The sequence below is a fragment of the Marinomonas spartinae genome (assembly GCF_016461715.1).
Lineage (GTDB): Bacteria > Pseudomonadota > Gammaproteobacteria > Pseudomonadales > Marinomonadaceae > Marinomonas > Marinomonas spartinae_A.
On sequence record NZ_JAEMUI010000012.1, the window covers coordinates 61,902 to 87,451 of the forward strand.

29 protein-coding genes are annotated in these 25,550 nt (G+C 44.9%); 17 read left to right on the forward strand and 12 right to left on the reverse strand.

Annotated elements, in window-relative coordinates; all coding sequences use genetic code 11:
* Window positions 1–180: 180 nt before the first annotated feature.
* The 5 genes from JHD45_RS12205 to JHD45_RS12225 form a co-directional block, all read right to left on the reverse strand.
* Window positions 181–1,329, reverse strand: a complete 1,149-nt coding sequence (locus tag JHD45_RS12205) for a GGDEF domain-containing protein (RefSeq protein ID WP_233407791.1) — start codon at window positions 1,327–1,329, stop codon at window positions 181–183.
* On the reverse strand, window positions 1,326–1,892 hold the full coding sequence (locus JHD45_RS12210; RefSeq protein ID WP_199476796.1) for a hypothetical protein: 567 nt from the start codon (window positions 1,890–1,892) through the stop codon (window positions 1,326–1,328). The genes JHD45_RS12205 and JHD45_RS12210 overlap by 4 nt, the downstream gene beginning before the upstream one ends.
* A 289-nt stretch (window positions 1,893–2,181) precedes the next feature.
* On the reverse strand, window positions 2,182–2,862 hold the full coding sequence (locus JHD45_RS12215) for an OmpA family protein (protein WP_199476797.1): 681 nt from the start codon (window positions 2,860–2,862) through the stop codon (window positions 2,182–2,184).
* A 224-nt stretch (window positions 2,863–3,086) separates the two neighbouring features.
* Window positions 3,087–3,509, reverse strand: a complete 423-nt coding sequence (locus tag JHD45_RS12220; protein ID WP_199476798.1) for a VOC family protein — start codon at window positions 3,507–3,509, stop codon at window positions 3,087–3,089.
* A gap of 102 nt (window positions 3,510–3,611) precedes the next feature.
* Window positions 3,612–3,926, reverse strand: coding sequence for a hypothetical protein (locus JHD45_RS12225; RefSeq protein WP_199476799.1), 315 nt, complete (start codon window positions 3,924–3,926; stop codon window positions 3,612–3,614).
* Window positions 3,927–4,005: 79 nt separating this feature from the next.
* On the opposite strand from JHD45_RS12225, the gene JHD45_RS12230 reads away from it, so the two are divergent.
* Window positions 4,006–5,031, forward strand: a complete 1,026-nt coding sequence (locus JHD45_RS12230; protein WP_199476800.1) for a nucleoid-associated protein — start codon at window positions 4,006–4,008, stop codon at window positions 5,029–5,031.
* 42 nt (window positions 5,032–5,073) lie between these two features.
* Here JHD45_RS12230 and JHD45_RS12235 read toward each other — a convergent pair whose 3' ends face one another.
* The gene (locus JHD45_RS12235; RefSeq protein WP_199476801.1) at window positions 5,074–5,721 is read right to left on the reverse strand and encodes an HAD family hydrolase; all 648 of its coding nucleotides are present in this window, start codon (window positions 5,719–5,721) and stop codon (window positions 5,074–5,076) included.
* Window positions 5,722–5,945: 224 nt separating this feature from the next.
* The gene (locus JHD45_RS12240; RefSeq protein ID WP_199476802.1) at window positions 5,946–6,122 is read right to left on the reverse strand and encodes a hypothetical protein; all 177 of its coding nucleotides are present in this window, start codon (window positions 6,120–6,122) and stop codon (window positions 5,946–5,948) included.
* 173 nt (window positions 6,123–6,295) lie between these two features.
* Between JHD45_RS12240 and JHD45_RS12245 the strand changes: the two genes are divergently transcribed.
* Entirely contained in the window at window positions 6,296–6,772 is a 477-nt protein-coding gene (locus tag JHD45_RS12245; RefSeq protein WP_199476803.1) for a DUF2947 family protein, read from the forward strand.
* On the opposite strand, the gene JHD45_RS12250 is transcribed toward JHD45_RS12245, so the two are convergent.
* Window positions 6,761–7,483 (reverse strand): tRNA-uridine aminocarboxypropyltransferase, encoded by a 723-nt coding sequence (locus JHD45_RS12250; RefSeq protein WP_199476804.1) that lies wholly within the window; start codon window positions 7,481–7,483, stop codon window positions 6,761–6,763. The genes JHD45_RS12245 and JHD45_RS12250 overlap by 12 nt on opposite strands.
* A gap of 236 nt (window positions 7,484–7,719) precedes the next feature.
* Between JHD45_RS12250 and JHD45_RS12255 the strand changes: the two genes are divergently transcribed.
* Together JHD45_RS12255 and JHD45_RS12260 are read left to right on the forward strand one after the other, a co-directional pair.
* A complete protein-coding gene (locus JHD45_RS12255; protein WP_199476805.1) occupies window positions 7,720–8,484 on the forward strand; it encodes a DUF1499 domain-containing protein in 765 nt (254 codons plus the stop codon).
* 114 nt (window positions 8,485–8,598) lie between these two features.
* On the forward strand, window positions 8,599–9,186 hold the full coding sequence (locus JHD45_RS12260; RefSeq protein WP_199476806.1) for a TetR/AcrR family transcriptional regulator: 588 nt from the start codon (window positions 8,599–8,601) through the stop codon (window positions 9,184–9,186).
* Here JHD45_RS12260 and JHD45_RS12265 read toward each other — a convergent pair.
* The gene (locus JHD45_RS12265; protein ID WP_199476807.1) at window positions 9,183–10,973 is read right to left on the reverse strand and encodes a DEAD/DEAH box helicase; all 1,791 of its coding nucleotides are present in this window, start codon (window positions 10,971–10,973) and stop codon (window positions 9,183–9,185) included. The two genes, JHD45_RS12260 and JHD45_RS12265, sit on opposite strands and share 4 nt — an antisense overlap.
* Window positions 10,974–11,117: 144 nt before the next feature.
* Here JHD45_RS12265 and JHD45_RS12270 point away from each other — a divergent pair, with 144 nt between their 5' ends.
* From JHD45_RS12270 to JHD45_RS12325, 12 genes are all read left to right on the forward strand, one after another.
* Window positions 11,118–11,834, forward strand: a complete 717-nt coding sequence (locus JHD45_RS12270; RefSeq protein ID WP_199476808.1) for a 2OG-Fe(II) oxygenase — start codon at window positions 11,118–11,120, stop codon at window positions 11,832–11,834.
* 141 nt (window positions 11,835–11,975) lie between these two features.
* Complete coding sequence (locus tag JHD45_RS12275; protein ID WP_199476809.1) at window positions 11,976–12,971, forward strand: rhodanese-related sulfurtransferase; 996 nt, start codon at window positions 11,976–11,978, stop codon at window positions 12,969–12,971.
* Between the two features lie 184 nt (window positions 12,972–13,155).
* On the forward strand, window positions 13,156–15,393 hold the full coding sequence (gene dnaX / locus JHD45_RS12280; RefSeq protein WP_199476810.1) for a DNA polymerase III subunit gamma/tau: 2,238 nt from the start codon (window positions 13,156–13,158) through the stop codon (window positions 15,391–15,393).
* 12 nt (window positions 15,394–15,405) lie between these two features.
* Window positions 15,406–15,732: a YbaB/EbfC family nucleoid-associated protein gene (locus tag JHD45_RS12285; protein ID WP_067017341.1), complete on the forward strand. Its 327-nt coding sequence runs from the start codon at window positions 15,406–15,408 to the stop codon at window positions 15,730–15,732.
* Window positions 15,733–15,741: 9 nt separating this feature from the next.
* Window positions 15,742–16,335, forward strand: a complete 594-nt coding sequence (gene recR / locus JHD45_RS12290) for a recombination mediator RecR (RefSeq protein ID WP_199476811.1) — start codon at window positions 15,742–15,744, stop codon at window positions 16,333–16,335.
* Window position 16,336: 1 nt separating this feature from the next.
* Complete coding sequence (gene rnd, locus JHD45_RS12295) at window positions 16,337–17,485, forward strand: ribonuclease D (protein ID WP_199476812.1); 1,149 nt, start codon at window positions 16,337–16,339, stop codon at window positions 17,483–17,485.
* Window positions 17,486–17,498: 13 nt separating this feature from the next.
* Window positions 17,499–17,792, forward strand: coding sequence for a YcgL domain-containing protein (locus JHD45_RS12300; protein WP_199476813.1), 294 nt, complete (start codon window positions 17,499–17,501; stop codon window positions 17,790–17,792).
* A gap of 2 nt (window positions 17,793–17,794) precedes the next feature.
* Window positions 17,795–18,274: a YcgN family cysteine cluster protein gene (locus JHD45_RS12305; RefSeq protein WP_199476814.1), complete on the forward strand. Its 480-nt coding sequence runs from the start codon at window positions 17,795–17,797 to the stop codon at window positions 18,272–18,274.
* A gap of 179 nt (window positions 18,275–18,453) precedes the next feature.
* Window positions 18,454–20,328 carry a vWA domain-containing protein gene (locus tag JHD45_RS12310; protein ID WP_199476815.1) on the forward strand — a complete coding sequence of 625 codons (1,875 nt, stop codon included), beginning with the start codon at window positions 18,454–18,456 and terminating at the stop codon, window positions 20,326–20,328.
* Window positions 20,321–21,121: a class II glutamine amidotransferase gene (locus tag JHD45_RS12315; protein WP_199476816.1), complete on the forward strand. Its 801-nt coding sequence runs from the start codon at window positions 20,321–20,323 to the stop codon at window positions 21,119–21,121. The genes JHD45_RS12310 and JHD45_RS12315 overlap by 8 nt, the downstream gene beginning before the upstream one ends.
* Before the next feature lie 320 nt (window positions 21,122–21,441).
* On the forward strand, window positions 21,442–22,020 hold the full coding sequence (gene cyaB, locus JHD45_RS12320; protein ID WP_199476817.1) for a class IV adenylate cyclase: 579 nt from the start codon (window positions 21,442–21,444) through the stop codon (window positions 22,018–22,020).
* 72 nt (window positions 22,021–22,092) lie between these two features.
* On the forward strand, window positions 22,093–22,728 hold the full coding sequence (locus tag JHD45_RS12325) for an HAD family hydrolase (protein WP_233407792.1): 636 nt from the start codon (window positions 22,093–22,095) through the stop codon (window positions 22,726–22,728).
* Window positions 22,729–22,774: 46 nt separating this feature from the next.
* Here the strand turns inward: JHD45_RS12325 and JHD45_RS12330 are convergent, their stop codons facing one another.
* Together JHD45_RS12330 and JHD45_RS12335 are read right to left on the reverse strand one after the other, a co-directional pair.
* Window positions 22,775–23,080 carry a hypothetical protein gene (locus JHD45_RS12330; protein ID WP_233407793.1) on the reverse strand — a complete coding sequence of 102 codons (306 nt, stop codon included), beginning with the start codon at window positions 23,078–23,080 and terminating at the stop codon, window positions 22,775–22,777.
* Entirely contained in the window at window positions 23,073–23,825 is a 753-nt protein-coding gene (locus JHD45_RS12335; protein WP_199476819.1) for a patatin-like phospholipase family protein, read from the reverse strand. Before JHD45_RS12335 ends, JHD45_RS12330 begins: the two co-directional genes overlap by 8 nt.
* 239 nt (window positions 23,826–24,064) lie before the next feature.
* Here JHD45_RS12335 and JHD45_RS12340 point away from each other — a divergent pair, with 239 nt between their 5' ends.
* Window positions 24,065–24,313 (forward strand): hypothetical protein, encoded by a 249-nt coding sequence (locus JHD45_RS12340; RefSeq protein ID WP_199476820.1) that lies wholly within the window; start codon window positions 24,065–24,067, stop codon window positions 24,311–24,313.
* Window positions 24,314–24,423: 110 nt separating this feature from the next.
* Here JHD45_RS12340 and cysK read toward each other — a convergent pair whose 3' ends face one another.
* Window positions 24,424–25,389 (reverse strand): cysteine synthase A, encoded by a 966-nt coding sequence (cysK, locus tag JHD45_RS12345; protein ID WP_199476821.1) that lies wholly within the window; start codon window positions 25,387–25,389, stop codon window positions 24,424–24,426.
* Window positions 25,390–25,550 lie beyond the last annotated feature (161 nt).

The following is a 25,550-nucleotide window of genomic DNA, read 5'->3' on the forward strand; positions in this document are numbered from 1 at the left end:
GGCATCGTGCAAAGGTCTCTCTACGTTCGTTGTTTTGCTTCCATACAACAAGAACCCTGACCTTATGGGCAGTATTATGCTTAACTTTATACTGTTTTTCCATGGTTAGAAGTGAATCGTAACGATTCCCTTTTCTATCTCAATCGATTGGTTGCTTACTCTTTCCGATAGGTGATGGCGCTAAGCGTGATCCATTACTTCTTTTTGAAACAAAACGACTTGGTTTCTGCCTTGTTTCTTCGCCAGATAGAGTGCGCTGTCAGCCAGCTGGTAGATGTGGCGAAAGGCTTGATCGTCACAAGGTGTAGCTTGGCAATACAGACCAACACTAATGGTGATATGGGTGCTGGTATTGTTGATCGGAATGTTGGTTTCTTCGACGGCCTGTCGGATATCTTCACAAATAGCGTTGGCTTTTCTTTCTGAAATATTGGTAAACAATATACAGAATTCTTCGCCACCAAGACGTGCTGCAACATGAGGCGGTGTAGTGTATTGCTTGATAATGTTGGCGATGGCCTTGAGCGCTTCGTCTCCTGCTGGATGGCCAAATAAATCGTTTACTTTTTTGAAGTGGTCCAGGTCTAAAATGGCCAAGCCAATAAAATCTGGGTTGCCTGATAGGATCTCCTGGGCTTTTTCTGCAATAAAACGTCGGTTGGGTAATTGGGTAAGGTGATCCTCATTGCTTTGTATGGTGAGTTCTTCTCTTTTGGAATACAAATGCGTAATGGCAATGCATAGGGCGAACAGGGTGCAAAGGAACGCAAAGACTAGTCCCCAAATCAGCAAGGTTAATTTGTTTTTTAAGCGGCGTTCGATGTCTGAGTTGACCTGGATAATTGTGTGTAATTCGTTATAAGCGAAGCTCATATTGACATCAAATGTCGTTAATAAAGCGACAAGAGAGGGTTTGGTGCTTGGGTCTTTCTGGAAGCTATCAATACGTTTGGCCAATTCTGGGAGTAACCCCTTTAATGTCTGTAGTTTTTCTATATAAGGCATGTAGGTTTCTGGCTCAAATGAACTGTTGCGCATTTTTTTATCAATGATAGGAAAGCGATATTGCAACCTTAAACGAATAGCTTTCAGCTCATTGCTATCAAAATAGGGACTGTTGCTTTTTAATTGCATTAGGGCGCGTTTTAATAAGTGAGAATCTTCTTCAGCTTGCATTACGTCGATAACCAGCGCCGTAAAGTTAGAGCCCAGTAATTGGCGCGACTGTTTTTGGAAGTATGACAAGGATCCAATACATAACATTAAGAAGAAGATAAAAACCAGCCAGACAATGACGCGCATTTTTTTTGCGGAAGTGGCGATTTTCATTGGGCGATTATGGTATGAAGGGCCCAAATCCAGCGGCTTTTGGATTCAGCTTGATTAACTGGGAGGTTGAGATCATAGGGGATAAGAAGCATCAATGGGCCCAGATTATCCGCTGTAATGGGAAGGTTGTTTAATCGAGTGGCTAAAAAATATTGTCGCTTTTTGCGGTTTGCTTGATCGATAAAAACTTCGTACCCGTCTAATGCGGTAAAACGCAGCCGTGGTGCATTCTCAAGATGGTATTTTGCTAACAGGTCATTCAGCCAGACACCATAGAACTGACCAGAGGGGCCATCAAAGTGGTTCATGTTGTCCGTTTTGTATAGCGGCAAGCTTTCAATATCCGCCATGGATACAAGCGTTGTATGTTCTGGAAACCCCAGTTCTAAAATAGGGGTGGTGTCTGTCGATGGAGCTTCGTAAATCGCATGGACGGTCATGGCACCTGCACTTGGTGATGATAGCGTCATGGTGATGGTTAAGATGGATAATAATGTGATATAAATTTTGTTTATATTGTTATTGTGAGATATGGTCTTTTGATTACAACGTACTCTGTCCATGACAACCTGCAAAACTAAAGAAACTGCAAAGAAGTAGTATAGACTTGGTTTTTAGTTGAGTCACTCATTCTATCGGTTATTTTTCGAACAATCGGTTAAGAAAAACAAGAGTTTAGGCGTTTTTTTTCGGTTAAGTAGAATTTAAGATATGTCTATGGGTTATGGGTAGATTGTGTAGAGAGGGATAACACTGCGTTATAAAGGCTTAACGGCCTTTATAACGCCTGTTTTTTGGTGCTGTGGTCGAGCCTTTACCTTTAGTAGGCGCAAAACATCTAAAAGACGAGGCCTAATTTCTTGTGTTAAAGGCAGTATTTTGGTTTTGATCGACGCTGTAAATGGTCCAGCGGAGGTTGTTGGCTTTTTGTTTCGCAAAGACTTCAGCAACCACTCGGCGATTACGCTCCCTTCCTGCGGCGGTGTCATTGGAAGCAATAGGGTTGTTCTGACCATGCCCAATGGCTTCTACTCGCATTGGAGAAATGCCAAAAATATGAATCAATACATCGGCGATGGCAGAAGCTCGTTGTTGGGATAGGTTTAAGTTGTAGGCTTGATTGCCAATATTATCCGTGTAGCCTTCAATATTTACCGTGCTTTTCGGGTATTTTTTTAAGAAATCGGCCAGCTTTTTGACTTGCGGATAAAATTGCGGTCTGACAACGGCTTTGCCTGAGTCAAATAGGACTTTCATGTCTAGACTGAATAGTTTAGAGGATTGAATAGAGCAGCCATCATTGTTAACGACAGCATTGGGCGGCGTATTCGGGCATAGGTCACGTCCATCGATGACGCCGTCTCCATCTTGGTCATTGAGTCTTGTTTGAATCGCGCTGCTGTAGAGTCTGGCATTGTTGTTGTAGACACTGTCTTTGGGGAACGGTTGAGCATTTGTCTCAGCAAAGACATTCTGTACAAGAGCAAATAAGCTGGTCATGGCACAAAGCGTCATAAAACGATAGCGGTTCATTAGAGTCTCCTAACTGACTAGGCTCATATATTTTGAGTGTGTTTTTTTAGCTTTTACGAGAAGAAAAAAGCACTGCTCAACTTCTGACTGTATACAGGTTAGGAGATTTAGGTGGGCTGGACTGTAGTGCAAATGTAGTAGGAGCCTGTTACAAAACATTTTTTGTAATCAAATGTAAGTAAAATAAATGTTTTGTAATCAGGCTGTTTATTCAAATAGGAATGTTACCAAGAGCCGGTGTTTTCCATGGATAACCAAGGCTCAGCGGGTTCCAGGCTGCCATCTTTTTGCAATAGCTCGATGGAGATGTTGTTTGGGTCTTTGATAAATGCCATGTGGCCATCCCGTGGGGGACGCAAGATGGTGACGCCCATGGATTGTAAGTTGGCACAGACGTCATAGATATTGTCTACTTCAAAAGCAAGGTGGCCAAATTGATCACCGCCGCTGTAAGTTCGATCATCCCAGTTGTGAGTAAGTTCCACTTCTGGTGCACCTTTTTCTGTCGCGTAATAGATAAGCGAAAATTGTCCTTTTTCACTGTCCATGCGGCGCGTCTGGATAAGCCCTAGGCCTTGGGTGTAGAAGGTATGGCTTTCTTCCGGTTTGTCGGTTCTGATCATGGCATGTAGGTATCGTGCTGACATGAGTACTCCTTATTGATCGCTTTTAAGATGCCCATATATTGAGATATATCGATATAATAAAGGTATTGGGCCATGAAAAACACCTCAAGGGAAATATTTGCACTATTCTTCCCATACCCAGCGTATCGGTTCGCCAAAATCGTCGTAGATGATTTTCTTTTTAGGGCGTTTCTTAATACTGGATGATTTGTTTTTTGGGTGTTTACGCTCATCTAGAGCGGCCACAATGTGATTTAGTGGTGTACGCTCTTTTTTGGGCTCGGTAAAGCCTATGTGGCTCGTGTTATACTTGCCGTCAACAAGACCAGATTCTCCCATCTCAACTTGCTGGATCTGTCCTTTAGCTTTGATGAATTCCTCGACGAGAGAATCAATCTCTTTGCGTGTGTCTTTCTTTGTGCTTTTAGGTTTGATCATAAGTCGTGCTATCGGTGTTGAATTGCCTTTTCTAAGGGCGTGGTCATAATCTATTCATACTAAACGTAAGAGGTTGCTGGTGTCTATTACCAACTTAATTGTGCATGAAATTCAAAAGCATGAAGGTGAACGTAAAGCAATATTGATTGCGCGTCCTAATGAAAATCCGGTCGATATGCAGGCCCAAGCACTTTCTGAGCAGGTCATTAATTTGTTTAACCGCTCAGGTATGAATACGGGGCGCTTTTCGAATCCACATGGCAGTGAGGAGGGATCACAATTGCCTGCACTGCTGACGAAGCATTTTAAAGATGGTGCGTTTTTGGATTTTGCTGGATTTTCTAAAGAGTGTGCTGCTGAGTATTTAAAGTACTTAGAAAATGTTGAAGAAGCGGAAGGCGGGTTGTTGTGGTTTAACCATTATGAGCTGCATGACGCGCATTTTTTATACATTGTATTGTTAAAACGCAAGCAAGGCATTGGTCTTGGGGCGGATTTGAGTTTGTCGCAAGTTGAGCAAATTGAAATAGAAAAGCTTCATATGGCGTTGCGTATTAATCTTAGTGCTTGGCAGGCGGAGGATGAGGGACGCTACATAGCCTTTCGTTTTGGTCGCGCGCCTAAATTTGAAAGTGAGTACTTTACGCAATTTATTGGTTGTGATGAGCCAAAGGCGGCAGCCAAAGAAACCCGTAAGTTGGTGGATTTGACTTCTGCATTTTGCCAATCTGAAGGCTTACCATCGAAACAGGCAAATGATTTTAAACGTGTTGTATCGGAGCATTGTCAAAGCAAAGCGGAAGAACGGGAGCCGTTGGAGATTAAGGACATTGCTCGTGAAGTGGAAACTCGCTTTTCGGTGGAGCAGGCCAATAAGTTTCTGGAAATCGCCGATTCAGACAGTTTTAAAATGGAAAAAGAAATTTTCGTGGAGAAGGCTGGGTTGAAAAAACTAACGCGCCTTTCTGGGAGCTCACGAGCATTAACCATGAGTTTTGACAGCGATCTGCTTGGCGAGTCCATTCACTTTGATGCAGACACTGGCACTCTTACTATTAAAGAGTTGCCAAAGAGTCTGCTAAAGCAATTAAAATCCATGAGCTAATAGGTCTTTTTACTGGTTTGGCGAGCAAGAAGCGCCGCCAAACTAGTGTAAACCGAGCAGCTTTTCGAGTTCTTCCATGGTGTTAAAACAAACCGTTGCGCCAGCGGCGGTTTGTTTGTTAGCGGATAGTGTTTCGCTAAAGGCAAAAACACGCATGCCGGCGGCTCGCCCTGCGGTAATCCCGGCAATGGAGTCTTCAATGACAATGCAATCTTCCGGGGCAACCCCCAATGCCGCGGCGGCTTTTAGGTAGAGGTCGGGAAAAGGTTTACCATTGGCCACATCATCAAAGCTAAAACGAGTTGCAAAGCGTTCTGCTAGGCCAATTTTTTGGAGTTTGAACTCCATTTCATCCCGTCGGGCATTTGTTGCCATGGCGATTGGTACTGTTATTTTGCTTAATAACTGGCAAACGCCATGAATAGGCTCTAAATGATGGTTAATGGTGTCTTGAAACTCTTCTCTGAACTCTCTTTCAAATGACTCTGGTAAAGCCTTACCAAGCATTTGTTCTGCTGTCTCAATGTTCTTTTTGCTGCTATAGCCTGAGAAGCGCTCGTGCAGCATGGCATCGTCAACGATGAGGCCATATCGAGCAAATTGTCTTTTTAATATTCGGTTAGAGATGTTTTCTGTGTCAACAATGACACCGTCGCAGTCAAAAAGAATGGCTTTGTATTGATCAGTCATAAAAAAACAATTTAGGTTATGTGTGAGCTTGGATGATAGCGAATTTCAAAGTATGAAAGAAGGTGTAAGGTTAAGATAAAAGGTGTGGTGAGGGTGTGAGGGTAACGAAGAGGAAGGGAGGGGGTTTTATTGTTTTTCTCCCCTTAAAATGTATCAAATAGGTTATACTGTTACCCGATAATTGGGTCTAAGTATTATTATTTGTTTCAATGTGCTGTTCAGCATTAGTGGCTTGTTGCGTGTGAACGTGGTTTGCGAGCGTGAAGAATCATATCCTTACAAAAAGATAAGACAATTTTGGCTACGCGAGCAATTTTTTCTCGACGTGCTTGGCGTTCTACACTGCGGTCTTCAAACCCCCATGCTTTTAATAGTGCTTCGTATTGGTCTTGAGAATCCATAATGGTACTCCTTTATTGAGTGTTTTTAATGAGCACTTGCTAGCGCTCTTGGTTCAAAATGTTGTTTTATTACAACAATTATAATAATAGAGGGGGATTGGCTTACAAACAAACGATCCTTTTTCATCTATTTGGTTAGTTTTTTTCATCATTCACGGTTTACGAAGGAAATAATGGCACACACATCGTTAGACAGTTTTTCAAAGAGTTGGATTTTTAGACGCGAAGATCCGAAGGTCGCGGTGCAGGATCTTGCAGAGATTCGCTTGCTGGATGAGCAAAGCGCGGCATCGGTGTGGCGCGACTATATTAGTGATAGCCAAATCCACCCTGATCATTTTACGGAGCAAGATTGGCCGAATGCCGTTGAGCGACAAGTGATGAAAGTGGCATGGGAAAAACGTTGGGACGCCACCGAGGAGGCGTTGCCTGAGGAGATTTTGGCTCATTTTGCTGCTTGGGGAGAGGAGACAAAAGTCTTTTTCTGCTGTCATAACGAGCTGGTATTTGAAATGCCTTGGGCGGTATTTAAACGCACTTGGAAGGCTTTTCTATTTCTGGATAATGGCCCGATTCTCGTGGGGCGCAAAAAGAATCAAGCGGTACAATTTCATTCTGATGGCATGGCGACCTTGTTATTACGCCGTTAAGTCGTCTGTCTTTTCATTGCTTCGTTTTCGACTGTTAAGACAATGTGTATTGAATACATTGTTATAAGTTAGCAGTTTTGCGGCTTCTTGTTGGTACCCTAGGCTGTCCATCAATAATGCGACCACTTCAGCGGTGGCAAATTGCATGCGATGGCTGGAGTGTCTGACTAAAAAAGACCGTTGCGCTTCACTGTTGATTTCGAGATGGGGAATGGCTTTTAACCATTCACTTTGATGAAACATTTTGCTGGCCTGTTTCCAAGTTCCGTCTAGCACAATAAAGGTATGTTTGCTGCCCTCTTCTGGGGTGGGCAGTGGCAAGGGTTGTGGTGGTCGATTTTGTGACTGTGCGGTCGGGGTGTTGGGAAACAAGATGGAGCAATGTCCCTGGATGGCTTTAAGCTGCTTTAGAAGGGCGGCAGGGGGCTGCGTTCTGTGCCAAAGAAAAGCCTGCGTGTCGTTCGGGTACAAATCGGCAATCAGTCTGCCACTGTTGGTTGGTTTATGTATCTCATCACGGTGGAAGAGTAAAATAAACTGGAAGGGGGCGTCGCTGGTTTTTCTATGTTGGCAAAAACAGGCAAATTCCGCCATCAAACAAGAGGGACAGCGAATGGCATTGGCGCCACGGGCGATAAAAGGGCGCATCGCACTTTCTTGACATTGTTGGCGCAGTTTGTCAACGCAGTGAGGTGGGTGTTTTAAGGGCATAATGTGTCTTTGGGCTGCATTGAGGTGTTTTTTTTCGAGGGCAGTATTTTAGCGTTTTTTTTGGCAGAGTCATTGAAAATCAATAACTAGGATGATTTTTTTGCAGCAATTTGCGTATATATTGACGAAAAATAAGCAAATATTGAGGAATAAGATCTAAAGGTTAGGCGTTGTTCTGTTCGAGGCGGCGTTAGCAGGCTAAGGTGTGAGTCATATATCTGTTATCTGAGTATTTTATGAGTCGCTACATCTCGCCCGTGTTATATGTACTCCTGATGTTGGTAGGTTGTTTAGCTTTTATATCCATCGCTGGTGTTAGAGTCGGGCTTTTTGACCCTGTTACAGGTTTTTCGTTATTAAAAAAGAGTGTCATTTCTTCTCTTGTATTGTCTTTTTTGGCAGTGATTTCTTTGATTGTCTGCCGTAAAGAATGCAATGCAGCGACGAATCGCTTCTTTTATTTGGTGTTGGTGTTAACCGTGTTATACAGCGCCATGTGGATTATCTTTTATGTGCAACGCTCCGGATTGCCAGATATTAACGATATCACAACGGATACTGTGACCCCTCCTGCCTATATAAACATCAATTTTTTGCGACACTCTGGTGAAAATAGCCTGACATATCATAAAGAATGGGCGAGCATTCAGAAAAAGTTTTATCCCAATGTAAAGCCTCTTGTGACCAGCAAGAGCAAAGAGGTTGTGTTTCAAAAAGCCTTGAAGCTGGTGTTGGATAATGATTGGCTGTTGGTCGCCTCCTATCCAGAAGTCGGCTTGATCGAAGCGACGGCAAGAACCCCCGTCTTTGGTTTTCGCGACGATGTGGTGATACGTCTGATGACGACAAAGGATGGCAAGACTCGTGTGGATATGCGCTCTTGTTCGCGTGTTGGTAAAGGGGATTATGGTGTCAACGCAAGGCGCATTGTTAAGTTCATGTCGGCGTTGTCAGAAAGCCTTAATTTAGATCAAATGCAGCGTTTGCGTTTTCTCAATTAATACGAAGGCTAGGCGATAAATTGTTTTTGTCGCCTTTTGAGTGAAAAATAGACTCGTGTTCATAATTGGGACAGGATAAACTCCAAGGCGTACCGTTACCAAGAGGGATGTTTTGTGAGCTTGCGTCAAACTCAAAAGGCCAATACTCGCGCCAAAATTAAACGTATCGCCAAACAAGCGTTTTTAGACAATGGCATAGAGAATACGAGTACGCGTTATTTAAGCGCTCAGGCGGGTGTGTCAGTTGGCACCTTATTTGTTCATTTCCCTGATAAACTTTCCCTCGTTAAAGATATTTTCTTCGATGAAATGGATGTCGCCCTTCGTGAGGCGGCGGACGCACAAACACATTCTCAATCCCCAACCGATTACTTGCTGCAAATGGCTCAGGTTCTCTTCGCTTTTTATGATCGATACGCTGAGTTTGCCCGTTTGGCTTTGTTTGACAGCTTGGCTCATGGTGGCTTTCACAGTAAACAGCTGTCCGTGATGACGGAGGGGGTCACTAAGCGTTTTAAACGCGTAGGAGTGGATGAAAAGACTGCCGTCATTTTTGCTGAAAACATGGCGGCGAATTTTTGTATGGTGCTGTTTGACGGTTTGCCTTCTGGCGTATTAGGGACGAAAGCGCTTGAGCGTTTGAGTAATTTAAACTTGCCCTTTGATGTGTCGTTTAAAAATGCGCAAAAAAAGGCCGGTTAGTGGGATTCGTTTGCTTTTCGATAAGGCCCTTGGTAATCAAATAATCGTTCACTGACTTGCCAGTGATTTTTCTGTTTTTTAGCGATGACAAAGTCTGGCGCAGGAAAATAGGGCTCAAACTTTATGGCGTCTTCTGGCGTGTCAAACGTCAATGGCTGAGTGCCGTTGGCAATGCGCCTACCAAAATGCTCGTTAAAGCGTTGTTTGGACTTTTTCTGGTTAAAAAAGAAAGACTCACTGAGCGTGCTACCGTCTTCGTCGTGGTAGGTCACTTTGATGGCGTGCTCAGCCTTTAATAAGGTGAGTGTGATGCCGGAGCAGCGCAAGACTTTGTTGTTTTTTAAGTTGAGCGCGTTACGCAGTTGGTCGTCTGGATCGATTAATCGTTCATGGCAATGAGTGCAATGACGTGCTGCGATATCGTTTTCTTCATTACAGTGCGGGCAGCGTTTGAAAGTAAATCGATAGGTGCACGCTTCTTCACCGTGTGGCGTCTCCATCAAGCCGTGACAGCGACGTCCAAAGTGCTCAATGATATTACCCTCGCTGTCTTTTCTTCCCCAAAATATGTTGGCAAAGTCGCATTCAGGGCAATGCACTAGTACGGCTTCTGAGTCTTTGGTGGGTTTCTTTTCGCCCACTTCTGGTTGAAAAATGTTGTAGCCATTGTTGGTGTAATCCAAAATCAAACAGTCTTTTTTGCCAGGACTTAAGCGCAGTCCTCGGCCGACGATTTGTTGAAATAAACTAATGGATTGGGTCGGACGTAAAATGGCGATGACATCCACATGGGGAGCATCGAACCCTGTGGTCAGGACCGATACGTTCACCAAATATTTAATTTTTCTGGCTTTGAATTCGTTGATTAATCGATCCCGTTCTTTGTTGGGGGTTTTGCCTGTGATAAGGGCGACAGACGGTTCTTTTGTCGGGTCTGCCTGGTTGTCTTCTAAATGGTTTAAATACCCTAGAATCTCAATGGCGTGTTCGATGGTGGAGGCAAAGATCATCACGCCTTGGCGATCCTGACTTAGCTGCACGATTTGTTCCGTAATAGCCTGTGTGACTCGCGGGTGTTTGTGGATGAGTTCATTTAGCGCAATGGCATCGGTGTCTTGTTCGCCATCTAAGCTTTCGGTGAGCAAGCTAAAGTCGTAATGGGCAATGGCGGCATCGTAGTGAATGGGTTTGGTTAAATAACCCTGTTTGACCATGTGTTGGAGGGGGAGTTCATAGATGCAGCGTTTAAAAAATGTATTGTTGGCATCGCGGACAAAGCCGTGATAATGACTTTGATAAATCCAACCAGAACCCAATCGATAGGGCGTGGCAGTTAACCCCAGTATTCTGGTGTTGGGGTTTAATGCCAAAAAATGAGCGAGGGTTTTTTGGTATTGGCTGCCTTCTTCCATTTCAACACGGTGGCATTCGTCAATAATGACAAGACTGGCGGGTTGCTGAAAAGCATCCAGATGAGCCGAAATAGACTGAATGCTGGCGAAGGTGGTTTTTTCCGTAGTGTTCTTTTGGTTTAGTCCCGCAGAAAAAATGCCCGCTTGCAAACCCGTCGCAAGAAACTTGGCGTGATTTTGCTCGACTAATTCTTTGACGTGGGCTAAACAAATCACACGGCCGCGTGCTAGGCGACTGAGTTCGGCGATCACTAGGCTTTTGCCTGCCCCCGTCGGTAAGACGATAACGGCTGGATCGGCACTTTTTCGAAAATGGGATAAGGTCGCGTTGACTGCTTGTTGCTGATAATCGCGAAGAACATAAGGCTGTTTCATGGCTGCGAAAATAGCATGTCTCAGCGTTGTTGGAAAGCATGACGCGAGTCACTTATCAGTAACGAAATTCGTGTGTTCTGAGGCGTGCTACAGTATCATTAATGCTTTGGCAATGATGCCGTTGTTGATGTGAATGAAATTGATATGACCTGTAATACGACGCTTTCCCCGTTTGATGCTACTGAGCTGCTGCCAGATGACTTGCCTGAAACTTTATTACCTGCGTTTAGCCGCATTGAGCCGTTCGCTCTGTTGTTGAACGATCTGCAGACAAAAGGTTGGAGTATTCAGGACGATTTTTTTTCGCAGGCGTTTACGGAAAAACTGATGGAAGAGGCAGAAAGCATTCGTAATGTGGCCATGTCGCAGGCGGGTATTGGCCGTAAACAGGATCACCAAGTCGCCTTGGATGCCCGCCGTGATTATATTCAATGGATTGACCCAATCAATGCTACTCGTAAAACCTTTCTGGATGAAATGGAAGCGCTGCGCGTTGTGCTGAATCGCCAGTTTTTCTTAGGTTTGTTTGATTACGAAGCGCACTTTGCTCGTTATGAAAAAGGCGCGTTTTACGAAAAACATCTTGATGCCTTTAAAGGTAAAAGCAACCGCGTATTGTCTACGGTTTTGTACCTTAATGACGATTGGCAAGAAGGGGATGGTGGTGAGCTTGTGGTGTATGATGAGCATAATCCTGATGTAGAAATTGGGCGTTTTTTCCCGAAAAAGGGGCGGTTGGCGGTGTTTTTAAGCGAAAATTTTTACCACGAGGTGAAAGTTGCGCAGCGCACGCGTCACAGTATTGCTGGGTGGTTTCGTGTTAATAATACCACTGCGAAGACCCTCGACCCGGATCAATAACCATTTTCTCTTTTGTGTCGCCTAGGTCACCCCGTGCACGAAGCCGCAAATCAGACTCGAAATATCCTGAAAAAATCTCTATAATGCGCCGCTTGTTTAATTGCTCTGGTTTTACGTTCCAGACCGCATAGGAGAAAGAAAGTGTCTAAAGTTGTTGTTTGTGCGCTCTACAAATTTGTTGAGCTGCCCCATTTTGAATCTTTACGTGAACCGCTACAGACGGTGTTAGAAGACAATGGGATTCGCGGTACCTTATTGCTGGCTAGCGAAGGCATTAATGGTACGGTGGCGGGTTCTCGTGAAGGAATCGATGCGATGTTGGCGTGGTTGGATCAACAACCTGGCTTAGAAAACATTGGCTATAAAGAATCTTTCGACGACAGTATGCCTTTCTATCGCACTAAGGTGAAGTTGAAAAAAGAAATTGTCACCATGGGGATTGAAGGCATTGACCCTAAACGTGTGGTGGGGACGTACGTCAAACCAACGGAATGGAACAATCTTATCTCTGATCCGGATGTGGTGTTGATTGATACCCGTAACGATTACGAATACCAAATCGGTACCTTCAAAAATGCAGTGAACCCGAAAACGGATACTTTCCGTCAATTCCCAAGTTATGTGGAAGAAAATTTAGACCCAGCTAAACACAAAAAAGTGGCCATGTTTTGCACGGGGGGAATTCGTTGCGAGAAATCTACCGCTTTCTTAAAAGAAAAAGGCTTTGAAGAGGTTTACCATCTTGAAGGAGGTATTCTTAAGTATTTAGAAGAGGTGCCGCAAGAAGAGTCCCTATGGGAAGGCGATTGTTTTGTGTTTGATAATCGCGTTTCAGTGAATCATAGCTTGGAAAAAGGGCAATATGACCAGTGTCATGCCTGTCGTATGCCGATCACTGAAGAAGAAAAGCAAGACGAGCGTTACCAGCAAGGAGTGAGCTGCCCACACTGTTTTGATAAATACACAGATGAACAGCGTCAGCGTTTTATTGAGCGTGAGCGCCAAGTGCAGCTGGCCAAAGAGCGTGGCGAAGCCCATATTGGAGCGGAAGTCATGGGCGCCGTGGAAAAGCACCGTCGTGAAAAAGAGCTAGAGCGTGAGCGCCAGCGTAAAATTCATGAGTCAAAGGTAAATTAATTGTCTATGGCTCACTCAGCGCATCTGGGTGAGTCAATTGATTAAATGCTAACCTACTGATCTGTAAAATGATATTTTTAATATTATCCCCGTTTTAACGCTGCAAAACTTGAGTTTGAATGGTTTCGAAATTGCTCGGACTACCGTACAATAAAAAATCGCTTTTTATTAGCCAGTATCTATCATGAGTTATCAAGTTTTAGCACGTAAATGGCGTCCGCAGACGTTTCTTGAAATGGCTGGGCAAGACCATGTCCTTCAAGCGTTGGTCAATGCTTTACGCCAGCAGCGTCTTCATCACGCTTATTTATTTAGTGGCACACGCGGTGTGGGGAAAACTACTATCGCCCGTATTTTTGCTAAATGCTTAAACTGCGAAACCCATGGTATTTCTCCTGAGCCTTGCGGCACGTGCGACAGCTGTGTCGAAATTGCTGAAGGGCGTTTCGTCGATTTGATTGAGGTCGATGCGGCGTCTCGAACCAAGGTCGAAGATACCCGCGAACTTCTGGAAAATGTGCAATATGCGCCCACTCGCGGCCGCTTCAAAGTCTATTTGATCGACGAAGTGCACATGCTCTCGACCCATTCTTTTAACGCCTTGTTAAAAACCCTGGAAGAACCGCCGCCACATGTTAAATTCTTATTAGCGACGACGGATCCACAAAAGCTTCCTGTGACGATTTTGTCGCGCTGTTTGCAGTTTAATCTGAAAAATATGTCGCCACAGCGAGTGGTGGACTATCTACAAACGGTACTGAATTCCGAACAAGTTTCCTTTGATATGCCTGCGTTATGGCAAATCGGTCAAGCTGCGAACGGCAGTATGCGCGATGCGTTAAGTTTGACGGATCAAGCCATAGCCTTTGGCAATGGCACTATCACAGAATCCGGTGTGACGGCCATGCTGGGATTGGTGAATCAATCTCAAGTGATGGATTTGCTGGAAAGTGTGGCCGCTAAGAATGCTGCTGACGTGTTACAGCGAGTGGAATTGCTAGCAGACTATCAGCCGGATTTTTCCGCCATTTGTGGCAGTTTATTGGACGTCTTGCATCGTGTGGCGATTGAGCAGCAAGTGCCAGGTGCTTTGTTGGATCAGTTGGGCGATCTTGCTCGTATTCAGCAGATTGCTGCTACGGTCAGCCCTGAAGAAATTCAGATGATGTACCAAAGTTTATTGATTGGTCGCCGTGATTTGCACTTGGCACACACCGCGCGCTCTGGCTTTGAGATGTTGATGCTCCGCTTGATCGCTTTTCGCCCAGCACCGCCTATGAGGGTGAGTCATGCTGCCCCCCCTCAATCGTACCAGACAGAGGTTGCTCAGCAGGCGGCCGTTGCAGATGCGCCGACTCAAGCGCATTCGCCAGTGTCTCCAGAGGCTGACTTGTCTGAACAGCGTACTGTGCAATCTGAAGACAGAGCTGAGTTGTCTAGAAATAGTCCTGAATTGACCGAAGACAGGTTTGAATCGGCTAGAGGCGACGCTGAGTTGTCCAATCCTATCAGCGAGTCAGTGCCTGAATCTGAGCGTCCCCCTTGGGAAGACTCTCCTGAACTGGGGCCGCTGGTCCCGCAAGATGATGAGGTTTCGTCGGTATCTGATGTCGATAATACCACCAGTGAGCATGCTCAAATAAAAACGGATTTCTCCTCTGAGCCCGTCATGGAACCAGAGCTGGGAAATGATACAGACGAAAGTCAGACGCAGGATGCCATACCACCATCGAGCAAGCATATTGAAGCGGTCGTTGAAAAAGTAAAAGCTGCCGCTATAGAAGAGGATGAGGACGACGAAGAGGATGAAGAAGAGGCGGAAGAACGAGCCATTGCCGATGTGTCTGATCCTTTTAATCCAGCGGCGGATTTAGTCGAAGCCCTAGGCCATTCCGATAGTGATGAACCTTCTACTGAGGTGGAAGAGGCTGAGGCGGAAGAAGCCGAGGCCAATGTGCCCGCCCATAGAAAACAAGATACGGTGTCTCAGCCAGCATTAGGGATACCGCTGCCCGAGATTGCTCATTATCAGGATCTCTCTATGGAGCTTTGGTGGCTGGTGGCCCCAAGGTTGCCATTAACGGGGCTGGTACAAAATATACTAATGAATTCGAGTTTGGTTGACGCCAGCGAGCAAGGAGTTCGTTTGGAAGTGCCATTAGAATATGGTCATATGTTGAACCAAACACGCTATGAGCAAATACAAGGCGCCTTAAGCGACTTTTTCTCTCTGCATGTCCCTTTGATCATTGATACGGTCGAAGATACTAGGGGAGTCACTGCTGAGGAGTTTGCCGCCAGCAAGCGCGCAGAAGCGTTGCAAGTGGCGATTGATCATCTTAATTCGCACCCAGTTGTGCAAGCTCTATCGCAGACGATGGGCGCACAACTGATTTATGATACTGTTAAAGTCAAAGCTTAATTGGAGACGACTATGTTTAAAGGTGGAATGGGTAACATGATGCGCCAAGCGCAGAAAATGCAGGAAAACATGCAAAAAGCCCAAGAAGAAGTGGCTAATATGGAAGTTGAAGGCCAAGCAGGTGCAGGCCTTGTGAAAGTGGTTATGACTGGCCGTCATGATGTCAAACGTGTTTCCATCGACGATTCTTTGTTTGAAGACGACAAAGAAATGCTAGAAGATTTGGTGGCCGCCGCGATGAACGATGCCGTTCGTAAAATCGAAGTGGGTCAAAAAGAAAAAATGGAAGCGGCGACTGCGGGCATGTCTCTGCCACCTGGTTTCAAAATGCCCTTCTAGGAGAAGCGTTTGTTTAGTCCCTTAATTAAAGAGCTGATTGAATCATTACGGTGCTTACCCGGTGTTGGCCCCAAATCGGCTCAAAAGATGGCGTTATATCTTTTAGAACGAGAGCATCAAGGGGCGGATAGGCTAGCTAGTGCACTACGTAATGCTTTGGACAAGGTCGGCCGCTGTTCTAGCTGCCGCACCTTAACAGAAGAATCCGAGTGCAGTATTTGTCGTGATGAAGAGCGCGATCCCAAGAGACTGTGTATAGTGGAAACACCAGCCGATGTGATTGCGATTGAGTCAGCGGGTACGTTTGATGGTCGCTATTTTGTCTTACTTGGGCATCTGTCTCCCATTGATGGTATTGGGCCGGAAGAGCTGGGCCTCGATCATTTGGAAAAAATGGTCGAATATAACCAAGTGGAAGAAGCGATTATCGCAACCAATTCAACGGTCGAAGGCGAAGCAACCTGCCATTACATCGCTGAAAAACTTAAATCCAAAAACATCAACGTTAGTCGTATCGCTCATGGCGTGCCTATGGGCGGTGAACTGGAATACGTGGATGGCAACACTCTGGCTTTGGCGCTAGAGGGTAGGAAAAAACTCTAGCATGGATAACCAAGAACACACTTTAAATATTGTCTGGGTGGACGATAACGAGTCGCTGGCTACATGGTGTCAATATTGGGCTGAGTTGCCCGTTATTGCTGTGGATACGGAATTTATCCGTCGTACGACCTATTTTCCCATTACAGGGCTAATTCAAATCAGCGAAGGTGACAAGGCGGTGTTGATCGACCCGCTCACGATTGATGCGTGGGAACCTTTGCGAGAATTGATGGTCAATCCGTCTGTTATGAAGGTGTTCCACGCCTGTTCTGAAGATTTAGATGTGTTTGATCGTTTGTTAGGGGTATTGCCAGCACCTTTTTATGATACTCAAATTGGTGAAGCCTACGCAGGAGGGCAATGGTCTCTTAGCTATGTAAGGTTGATCCAAGAATACTTGCAAATTGAAGTGGCAAAAGATGAGACCCGTTCTGACTGGACTCAGCGCCCATTGACGGATGCGCAAAAACGCTATGCGGCGTTAGATGTTGTGTATTTGGCCGAGGTATACCCACTGCAAGTGGCACGTTTACAAGAAAAAAACATGCTAGATTGGGTGCTTGAGGATTGTGAATCCCTGAAATGGCAATACCAAATGAACGCCGATCCTGAGCAAAACTGGGACGGTGTGAAAGCCGCTTGGCGCCTTTCGCCTGAGGGATTAACGTTACTGCGCTTATTGTACATATGGCGGGACGAACAGGCGCGCAAGGAAGATGTTCCCAAAGGGCAGATCTTGAAAGACAGAACCTTATGGGCCTTGGGGAAAAATTTACCCGATCACCATAAGGCGATTGCTAACACGGAAGAGCTGACGGGGCGACAACACCGACTTTATGGTGATGAGATACTCAAAAAAGTCGCCATAGTTAAGAGTCTTTCCCGTGATGAGCTTCAATTTCCCTTAGAGATGCCGCTGCCTTCTCAAGCAGGGGAGTTGACCAAGGAGATTAAAGCTTTTGTGCGAGAGCGCGCTACTGAGTTACAGATTGCACCAGAAGCGATGATGAAACGAAAACTGTTGGATCCTATTGTGCGCCACTTGTTTGATGGAACACCAATCGATTGGCACAATCCTGCGATGAACGGATGGCGTCGTGAGGCGATTATTAATCCGATTCTAGAACGTTTTAAATCCGAAAAACCGTAACCTTGAGAACACTATGAAACAGCACTTAATCGTTGAAGTATTTCGCTCCTCTAAAAAGGATGGCATGTACTTGTATGTGGAAAAACGCGTTGGTTTAAAAGAGATTCCAGAAGATTTGATGAAGCGTTTTGGCACCGGTATTAGTGCCATGACGATGTTGCTGACCAAAGAAAGTAAATTGGCACGAGCCAATGCTGAAAGTGTCATTAAAGACATTGAGGAAAAGGGTTTCTATTTACAACTTCCACCAGCGAAAGAAGACTATCTGTTGGATTTGTACAAAACGCCGACTGAGGCGGTTTATTAACCATGATTGCCAAGCGTTATGAACCATTTTGGCGAACCACTTCGTTGTTTGATATGTCCAAAGACGAATGGGAATCCCTATGTGATGGGTGTGGTAAATGCTGTCTTCAAAAGTTAGAAGATGAAGACACCGGTGAAGTCGTGTATACCGATTTGGCTTGTGAACAGCTTGATATTGGTCGGTGCCAATGTAAAGTCTATGCCACTCGACAAGAGAAAGTAGCCTCTTGTATCACGTTGACGCCGGAACAAATTGACGAGTTCGATTGGCTGCCAGATACTTGTAGCTATCGAGTGTTAAAAGAAACAGGGGATTTGCCAAATTGGCATCCCTTGGTCGTAGGAAGTCAACGTGAGATGTTGCGCCAGGGACTGACGGTTCGTGATTATGCGATCAGTGAGAATAAGGTGGAGGAAGAAGAGTGGGAAACCCATGCAATTAAATGGGTTCATGGTATGCCGAAACCTTATGATGTCGCTTGATTATGGCGACTCTCTGTATGCTGGCACGCCGTGTCTTAGTACTGTTCGATTCGTACACTGACTTGGCTAAACGTGACCTGGTCACACTTGCTTAGTACGGTTTCATCAGTTCTGTTTTTGAGATCAGAGACTCAGCGAAATGATACGTTTATTGTGTTTATGCTAAGGAGTTACCAGACGTGAAATGGTTTAAAGTCTATGCAGTATTGACTCTTGTTGTTGTCTCGACGTGGTCTTCTCTTAGTCGAGCAGATACGCAATTTCGTATTCTGGTTGATGCTTCTGGCAGCATGCAAACCAGCGATCCCGACAGAATTACCCCAGAAGCGATTCAGCTTTTATCCCAGCTTGCACCAGAGGGAAAAGCGACGATTGGCGTTTGGCTTTTTGGTGAACAGCCAAGGGTTTTATTTCCTGAAACGGATGTTACGGAAGCCAGCCGAGTAAAATTGGCGAATTATCTTAAAAGCTATGTGACGCAAGACTTAAAGACAGATGTGGAGTCCATTCTAGATCTTTTACTGAAGACGCCCGCTGCAGGTTCGCTCAAGCCTGGGTTCCGACAAGATTGGATTTTAATCACCGATGGCAATGTCGATTTAAGCTTGGATGAAAGTGTGAACCAAGCTTCCCGTCAGCGTATTTGGACGGACATAACCAAACAGTTGGAAGAGCGAGGCATTCATCTTCATACCATCTCACTAACAGGGTATTCCGATAGAGCTTTATTGGATCACCTGTCTTTTAGAACCAACGCGACCCATACAGAAGCCGCCGTGCCAGAAAACATGCTGGATGCGTTTGATCGTATTTTCTCGCAGAGCATGCCTTATCAAGAGCTACCGCTTATCGATGACCATTTCAAAGTGGATCCATCCGTTAGTCAAATTTCCATTGAGTCACTTCACGAAGCGGGAGGATTGCCGACGATTGTACAGCCCAATGGCAAAAATTTAGTGTTATCAAACCGTTCCGATGTTTCAGTGAGCGAGGGTCCTCATTTTACGGTGATTACTATTACCAATCCGGCAGTTGGCGAATGGCACGTAGATGATGTGAATTTGTCCCGAGTGAAAGTGCGCGCGATTTCTGATTTGAATTTAAGAGTGACTAAAATCGCCCCTGTGACTTTTGTTAACGAGCCTATTCATTCAACGGCGTCTTTGTTTCGAGATGATCAGGCTTTAAAAGGCGCACAAATTCCCCGTGGTGATGTTGAACAGATATTGACCCGTCTGGTAGGTAGCAGCAAGGAAGTTATTTTTAAGACAGATTTGGATGCCTTAAAAGGCCGTTTTAAAAATCGCATAGAGGGACTATCACAACCGGGTGAGTATGTTTTAACAACGGACTTTATTGGAAAAAATCTGGATCGTAAAATGAGTCAATATTTTGCGATCCGCCCACCCGTTAACTTTACGATTAAAAGTAGCAGCGATAACTTAGTGACGGTCTCTGCTACCCCTTCTAATGGCAAACTGGATATTAAACGTTCCAATGTGCGTTTGGAATTAACCTTCGCGGATGGTACCAAACAATTTGATCAAATGGCTAAATTGAAAGATGGTGATTGGAATAAAGTGATTCCTGTTGCTAGCAATTCCAATATCAAGGCTCGGGCAAGATTAATAGGGTTTACCCAGTCCGGTACGCGTATTGAATACTGGACGCCCACTTGGACCATCCACCGCAATGGGTCAGACCCAGTTTATGTGGAAAAGGGCAGTGTTGCTTCGTCTACACCACCCACCTCGACAGTTTCAGTTGAGTCTGAACAAAATGTGGCACCTGTTTTGGTTGAGCCAAATGTTGAGTTAGTGGGCAATACTCCAACAACGGGTAATCAACAAGCGGCCAATGATACAGGCGGAAATAACCAAGGGGATGACAGCGCACAAGACGCAGAAACCTTTGGTGCCGACAGTTTGCTACTCTACTTGGGCATTGCTGCTGGGGTTGTCTTATTATTAGCGGTGATAGTTTTCGTAATTCGACGTAGCCGTCGCCGTAATCGCTACGACGACTTCCAGGATGATGATCTAGACGATGTGTGAGTTATTAGGTATGAGTGCCAATGTCCCAACGGACATTTGTTTTAGTTTTTCAGGCTTACGTGCACGGGGGGGCCGAACGGGGCCTCACAAGGATGGCTGGGGCATGGCAATGTATCGGGACGGACAAGTCTGGGCCATTCATGATCCGCGCCCTAGTGCCGATTCGGACATGGCAGAAGTGATGAGTAAAACGTCGCTTAAATGTGACATCGTGATCAGCCACATTCGTCAAGCGAACGTGGGCATGGTGAGCTTACCCAACACCCATCCTTTTTGTCGTATTTTATGGGACAAAACGTGGTCCTATGCTCACAATGGACAGTTAGAAGGTTTCCAAGGGTTGCCCGTTGGCATTCATCAACCCCTTGGCAATACCGACTCAGAGCGCGCCTTTTGTTGGATTGTAGAACAGCTCTCCCAGCAATTTGGCGATACCGAGCCAGAACTGGATGTATTAAGTGTCGCCATCTTTGAACTTGCCTCACAGCTTAAAGACAAAGGTGTCTTTAATATGATGCTGTCTGATGGCGTGCGTTTATATTGCTTTTGTACCACGAAACTGCACTGGATCACTCGACGAGCTCCCTTTAGAAAAGCGACCTTATCCGATGAAGATGTGATTGTTGATTTTAAAGAGGTTACCACGGACAAAGACGTTGTTACCGTGATCGCCACCCAGCCATTAACCCATGATGAAACTTGGCAACAAATGCTAGAAGGGGAATTATGCGTGTTTAAAGGTGGGGAAGTGGTTAGTCAGATCAAACCTAAAGACCTGTCAGATACTGCATAATCTAGGTTTCTTGTACTTTTTTTAGGGGAAGGGGGATCTGGTGTTGCAGATTTGATTGGGTTTTTCTGATTCGCTTGGTGTTTGCGAGTTCAGTTCCGCTCTGCTGAGCGGGTAACTTTTGTCAGTTGTTAGCTTCCATTCAATGAAAGAACTTCCGGGATTCATCCGCACTTAACAAGCGCATCAAAAATCCTTCCTCTTTAAATTAATCTGTGTAGTGGATGATGGTTTCGCCGTTAAAGGAGATCAACCAGAGCTAGCCATTTATTGCGGTAAAACAAAATACTTCTGAAATTCTGATTGTAGGGCGAAAACGCTATATGACAAACAAGCATTTCCAAGGTAAGTATGAAGTGGAGCTAAAGTTCTGCTTACACTCAAAAGCTGAATTTCTAAAGACATTGAGTGGCATTCCTCATGAAGTTATGCTGCAAGACAATATTGAAAGTGACTGGTATTTTGATCGTCCTGATAAGTCGTTAGAAGCGGATAATAAAAGTATCTGCATCCGTACCATGGAGCCGTCCGGCATTAAGTTATGGATTGTTAAAGGGCCAGAGCCCGATAGGTGTGAAGCCACCAATATTACAAATGCCTCAAATGCCATCAGCATGTTGGAAACCATGGGCTTTGAGGTTGTGTTAAAAGCTCAGAAAACTCGCAGTATTTATTTTGTCGGAGCGTTCCATATTACGGTGGATTCATTAGAGGGCATCGGGGATTTTGCGGAATTTGCCATTATGACCGACGATGAGTTGAAGCTGCCCGATTATAAAGCTCAGATCGAAGCTCTGGCGCAGCAATTTGGCTTAACCAAAGAGGCTTTACAAACTCAATCTTACAAACAGATGTTTATGGAAAAAGCCGCACTTAACAAGCGCATCAAAAATTGCCTTTAAGATTGGGTGTTTCTGATGCCCCTTTTATATAGACATTATATAAGCTCGCACAAATTAATATGGAGTCTAAATTTGAAAGACTATGATGTGTACTTGTTCGATATGGACGGTACTTTAGTGAATTCTGAGCCGCTAAAAGGAAAGGCGCTTGCCTTAGCTTGTGCAGAGTATGGAGTAAATGTTGATTACAGCATTTACAAAGACGTAATGGGAGAAAATTGGCAGGTGGTAACGGGCCACTTTTTTGAGTCAGCAAAGATTTCCCCTGACTTAACCGCGTTTAATAAATACTTTCGTAGTCACTATGAAAAAATGCTTCAAGAGCAGCTAGAGTTGAACAAAGGTGCAAGGGCTTATATTGATCGTTTAAAACAAACGGGAAAGAGGTGTGGTGTTGTCAGCTCTGCGGCTACTTGGATGGTAGACAATATTCTAGAGTCTCTCAATTTGAGAACCGTTTTTGACATCATAATAACTCAAGATCATGTTACTAAACATAAGCCGGATCCTGAGGCTTACGAACTAGCGTTATCTAAGTTATCAGCTTCCCCATATGAAACAATCATATTTGAGGACTCCACAGCAGGATTAAATGCTGGGCGAGCCGCTGGTTGCGAAGTCATTGCCTTTAGGCATAACTTTAATGTCAAAAACGATCTCAGTAGTGCAATAAAAGTCATCGAAAATTACGAAGAGATGTTTCTATAAGTCTTATTATCGTAATCCCAAACGACACCACTTATAAGCCATTTTGTCACGTTGTAGGATTATATATTACTGGTGTACCAGTGTTTGGATCGATGCGGTCAAGTGAGGGGCCAGCGTAACTATTATTTAATAATTCAACGGTAGCTTCACCATATTGGCTAAACCAAAAAGCACCTAGGTCTTTTAAACGGTTTATATTGCTTTGGCTAATATCGTCCATGGCATCGTCTGGGGGATTGGGCAAACCGGGTTGTGAGCGCATTTCTGCATTGACTCGAATATAATTGCCTGGGCGAGTTATGGTTATGGCTTGATAGGCGACTACCTTTTCATCGGATAGTAAATCAATCATGTTGCCTTTTAGCATCCATTGCACCGCCCCCCCATTTGCGGGATTCTGGTCCATTGATCTTTCGAGTAACGGTACCCGTGCCAATTGACAATACCCTCAGTTCATCCATCGACACGGTTGGCCATTCTCGTTTGGCTTCGGCAATAGCACACATAGTTGGGTTGTTTGCAACGACGCCACCATCTACTAACCAGTAATTTTCCTCGTCATAGGGGAAATAAGCTTCTACGGTGGGGAAATACGTTGGCGCAGCACTCGATGCATCAGCTACTTGGTAAGATGGTATATCGCGATAATAGTCTTTGGTGGATTTAAGAATAAAGGGCTTGCGTTTTTCTACGCCATAAGTAATGGCTAGTACATGTTTCCCCTCTTTGACATCACCTAGTTTGGCTTCACCCAGTTTGGCTTCACCCAGTTTGGATTTCAGTGTATTGGTTTTACCTGATGCCTCATATTTGGGGGCATTAACACCATCAATTTCAAGTAAACCGCGATTTTCTGTGAATATTTGTTTTGCCGTTTCTTCGTTATATAACTCATTAATATCTTGCATCGGCATATTGGTGTTTGCTAGTGCCAAGGCGATGATGCTGCCAGTACTGTTTCCAGCATAAAAGTCCACACAGTCACGCAGTGATTTTTGATATTTCTCGCCAAGCAGTTGATCAACTTGCATTAAAAATTGGGTGGTAGCAGCCCCACGAATTCCACCGCCATCTAAACAAAGAATGAGTTTCGACATTTACTATCTTCTGTATTAATTGAAATGCATTGGTTACTTAATACCAAAAATGGCACATAGGAATGTGTCTTGTTACATTATTCAATTTCAACATCCCTGTTGCTTATTAAGTATAGAAGAACCTCCACGAAGCAGCTAAAAATAGACAGAATGACAAGGTGGTGATATGTCGTTCTATTTTTATCGAACTTCGATAACTGTTATTCTGGCACCATTATTGATGTAATAGAGTAGTGATAATGATTAATGATAATGAAGTAATCGAAACCTTAGATGAGCTTGAGGCGTTTTTACGTTTGGTTGAATCGGGCAGTTTGGCGCTTGATAATGCGGCGGGGGTGGCTTTGGCGACGAATAACGCCAATGGTCGTCCATTTGTGGCCGTGCTGGATGATAATCAGCAGCTGGTGTTGGGGCGTTGGGTAACCAATGAGGTATTTGAAAACGGTAAGGATATGGTTCGCTACGGCCTTAAAAAGCCACATTAATGGAAGACAGTAACCCCTCCCTAACCCTCCCCTTGGAAGACATAAGGGGAGGGAATTGTTTGCCCCTCACCCTTGGGAAGGTGGCAGCAGAGTGGGGTTCTGGTTAATGACTATTGAACCAATTCATTGTCAGTGAATTCGCCTTCGAAAAGGGCAGTAGAAAGGTAACGTTCACCGGAATCAGGCAGTATCACGACGATCTTTTTGTCAGCAAATTCGTCCAGTTTGCTCAGGCGCTCTGCGGCAACCACGGCGGCACCGCATGAAATACCACACAAGATACCTTCTTCTCGCATCAGTCGACGTGCCATTTGAATGGCGTCGTCGTTTTCGACTTGTTCAACACGATCCACCAAGGAAAGGTCCAAGTTTTGTGGTATAAAGCCCGCACCGATACCTTGGATTTTATGAGGCGCTGGTGTCGGCGTGACACCATGAAGGGTTTGGCTGATAACAGGGGAGCTGGCTGGTTCAACCGCAACACTGGTAATGGGCTTACCTTGGACTTTCTTAATATAGCGTGTGACGCCTGTAATGGTGCCGCCTGTGCCCACACCAGCAACAAAAACATCGATTTCGCCATTGGTGTCTTCCCAGATTTCTGGACCAGTAGTTTTCTCGTGGATTTCGGGGTTAGCAGGGTTTTCAAATTGTTTCAGTAGGACGAAGTTGTCGTCTTGAGCAATTTCTTCGGCTTTTTCGATGGCGCCTTTCATACCTTTGGCAGGCTCAGTCAGAACGATAGTTGCCCCTAATGCTTTCATCACTTGACGACGTTCAACACTCATGCTGGATGGCATGGTGATGGTAATAGGGTAACCGCGCGAGGCTGCAACAAAGCACAGTGCGATCCCAGTGTTACCACTGGACGCTTCAACGATGGATTTGCCTTTGGTTAAAATGCCTTTTTTTTCAGCATCCCACACCATGTTCGCCCCAATACGGCATTTTACCGAGAAAGCAGGGTTGCGAGATTCTAGCTTCGCCCAAATATTACCCTTACCAATATGGTTGAGACGAACGAGTGGGGTGTTACCAATAGTCAATGAATTATCGTCGTATACTTGTTGAGACATGATGCTTCCTTATTCGTTGATCTGGTTATGGATGTGACACCGTAGTAGATGTGCGCTTAAGTCTGTTCACTATAACCCTTACTTAGCGATTGATGTTAGAATTTACAACTATATAGATAGAAACGGCGCGCCTTATTCACTGTTTTTGCAAGCTTTGTTGC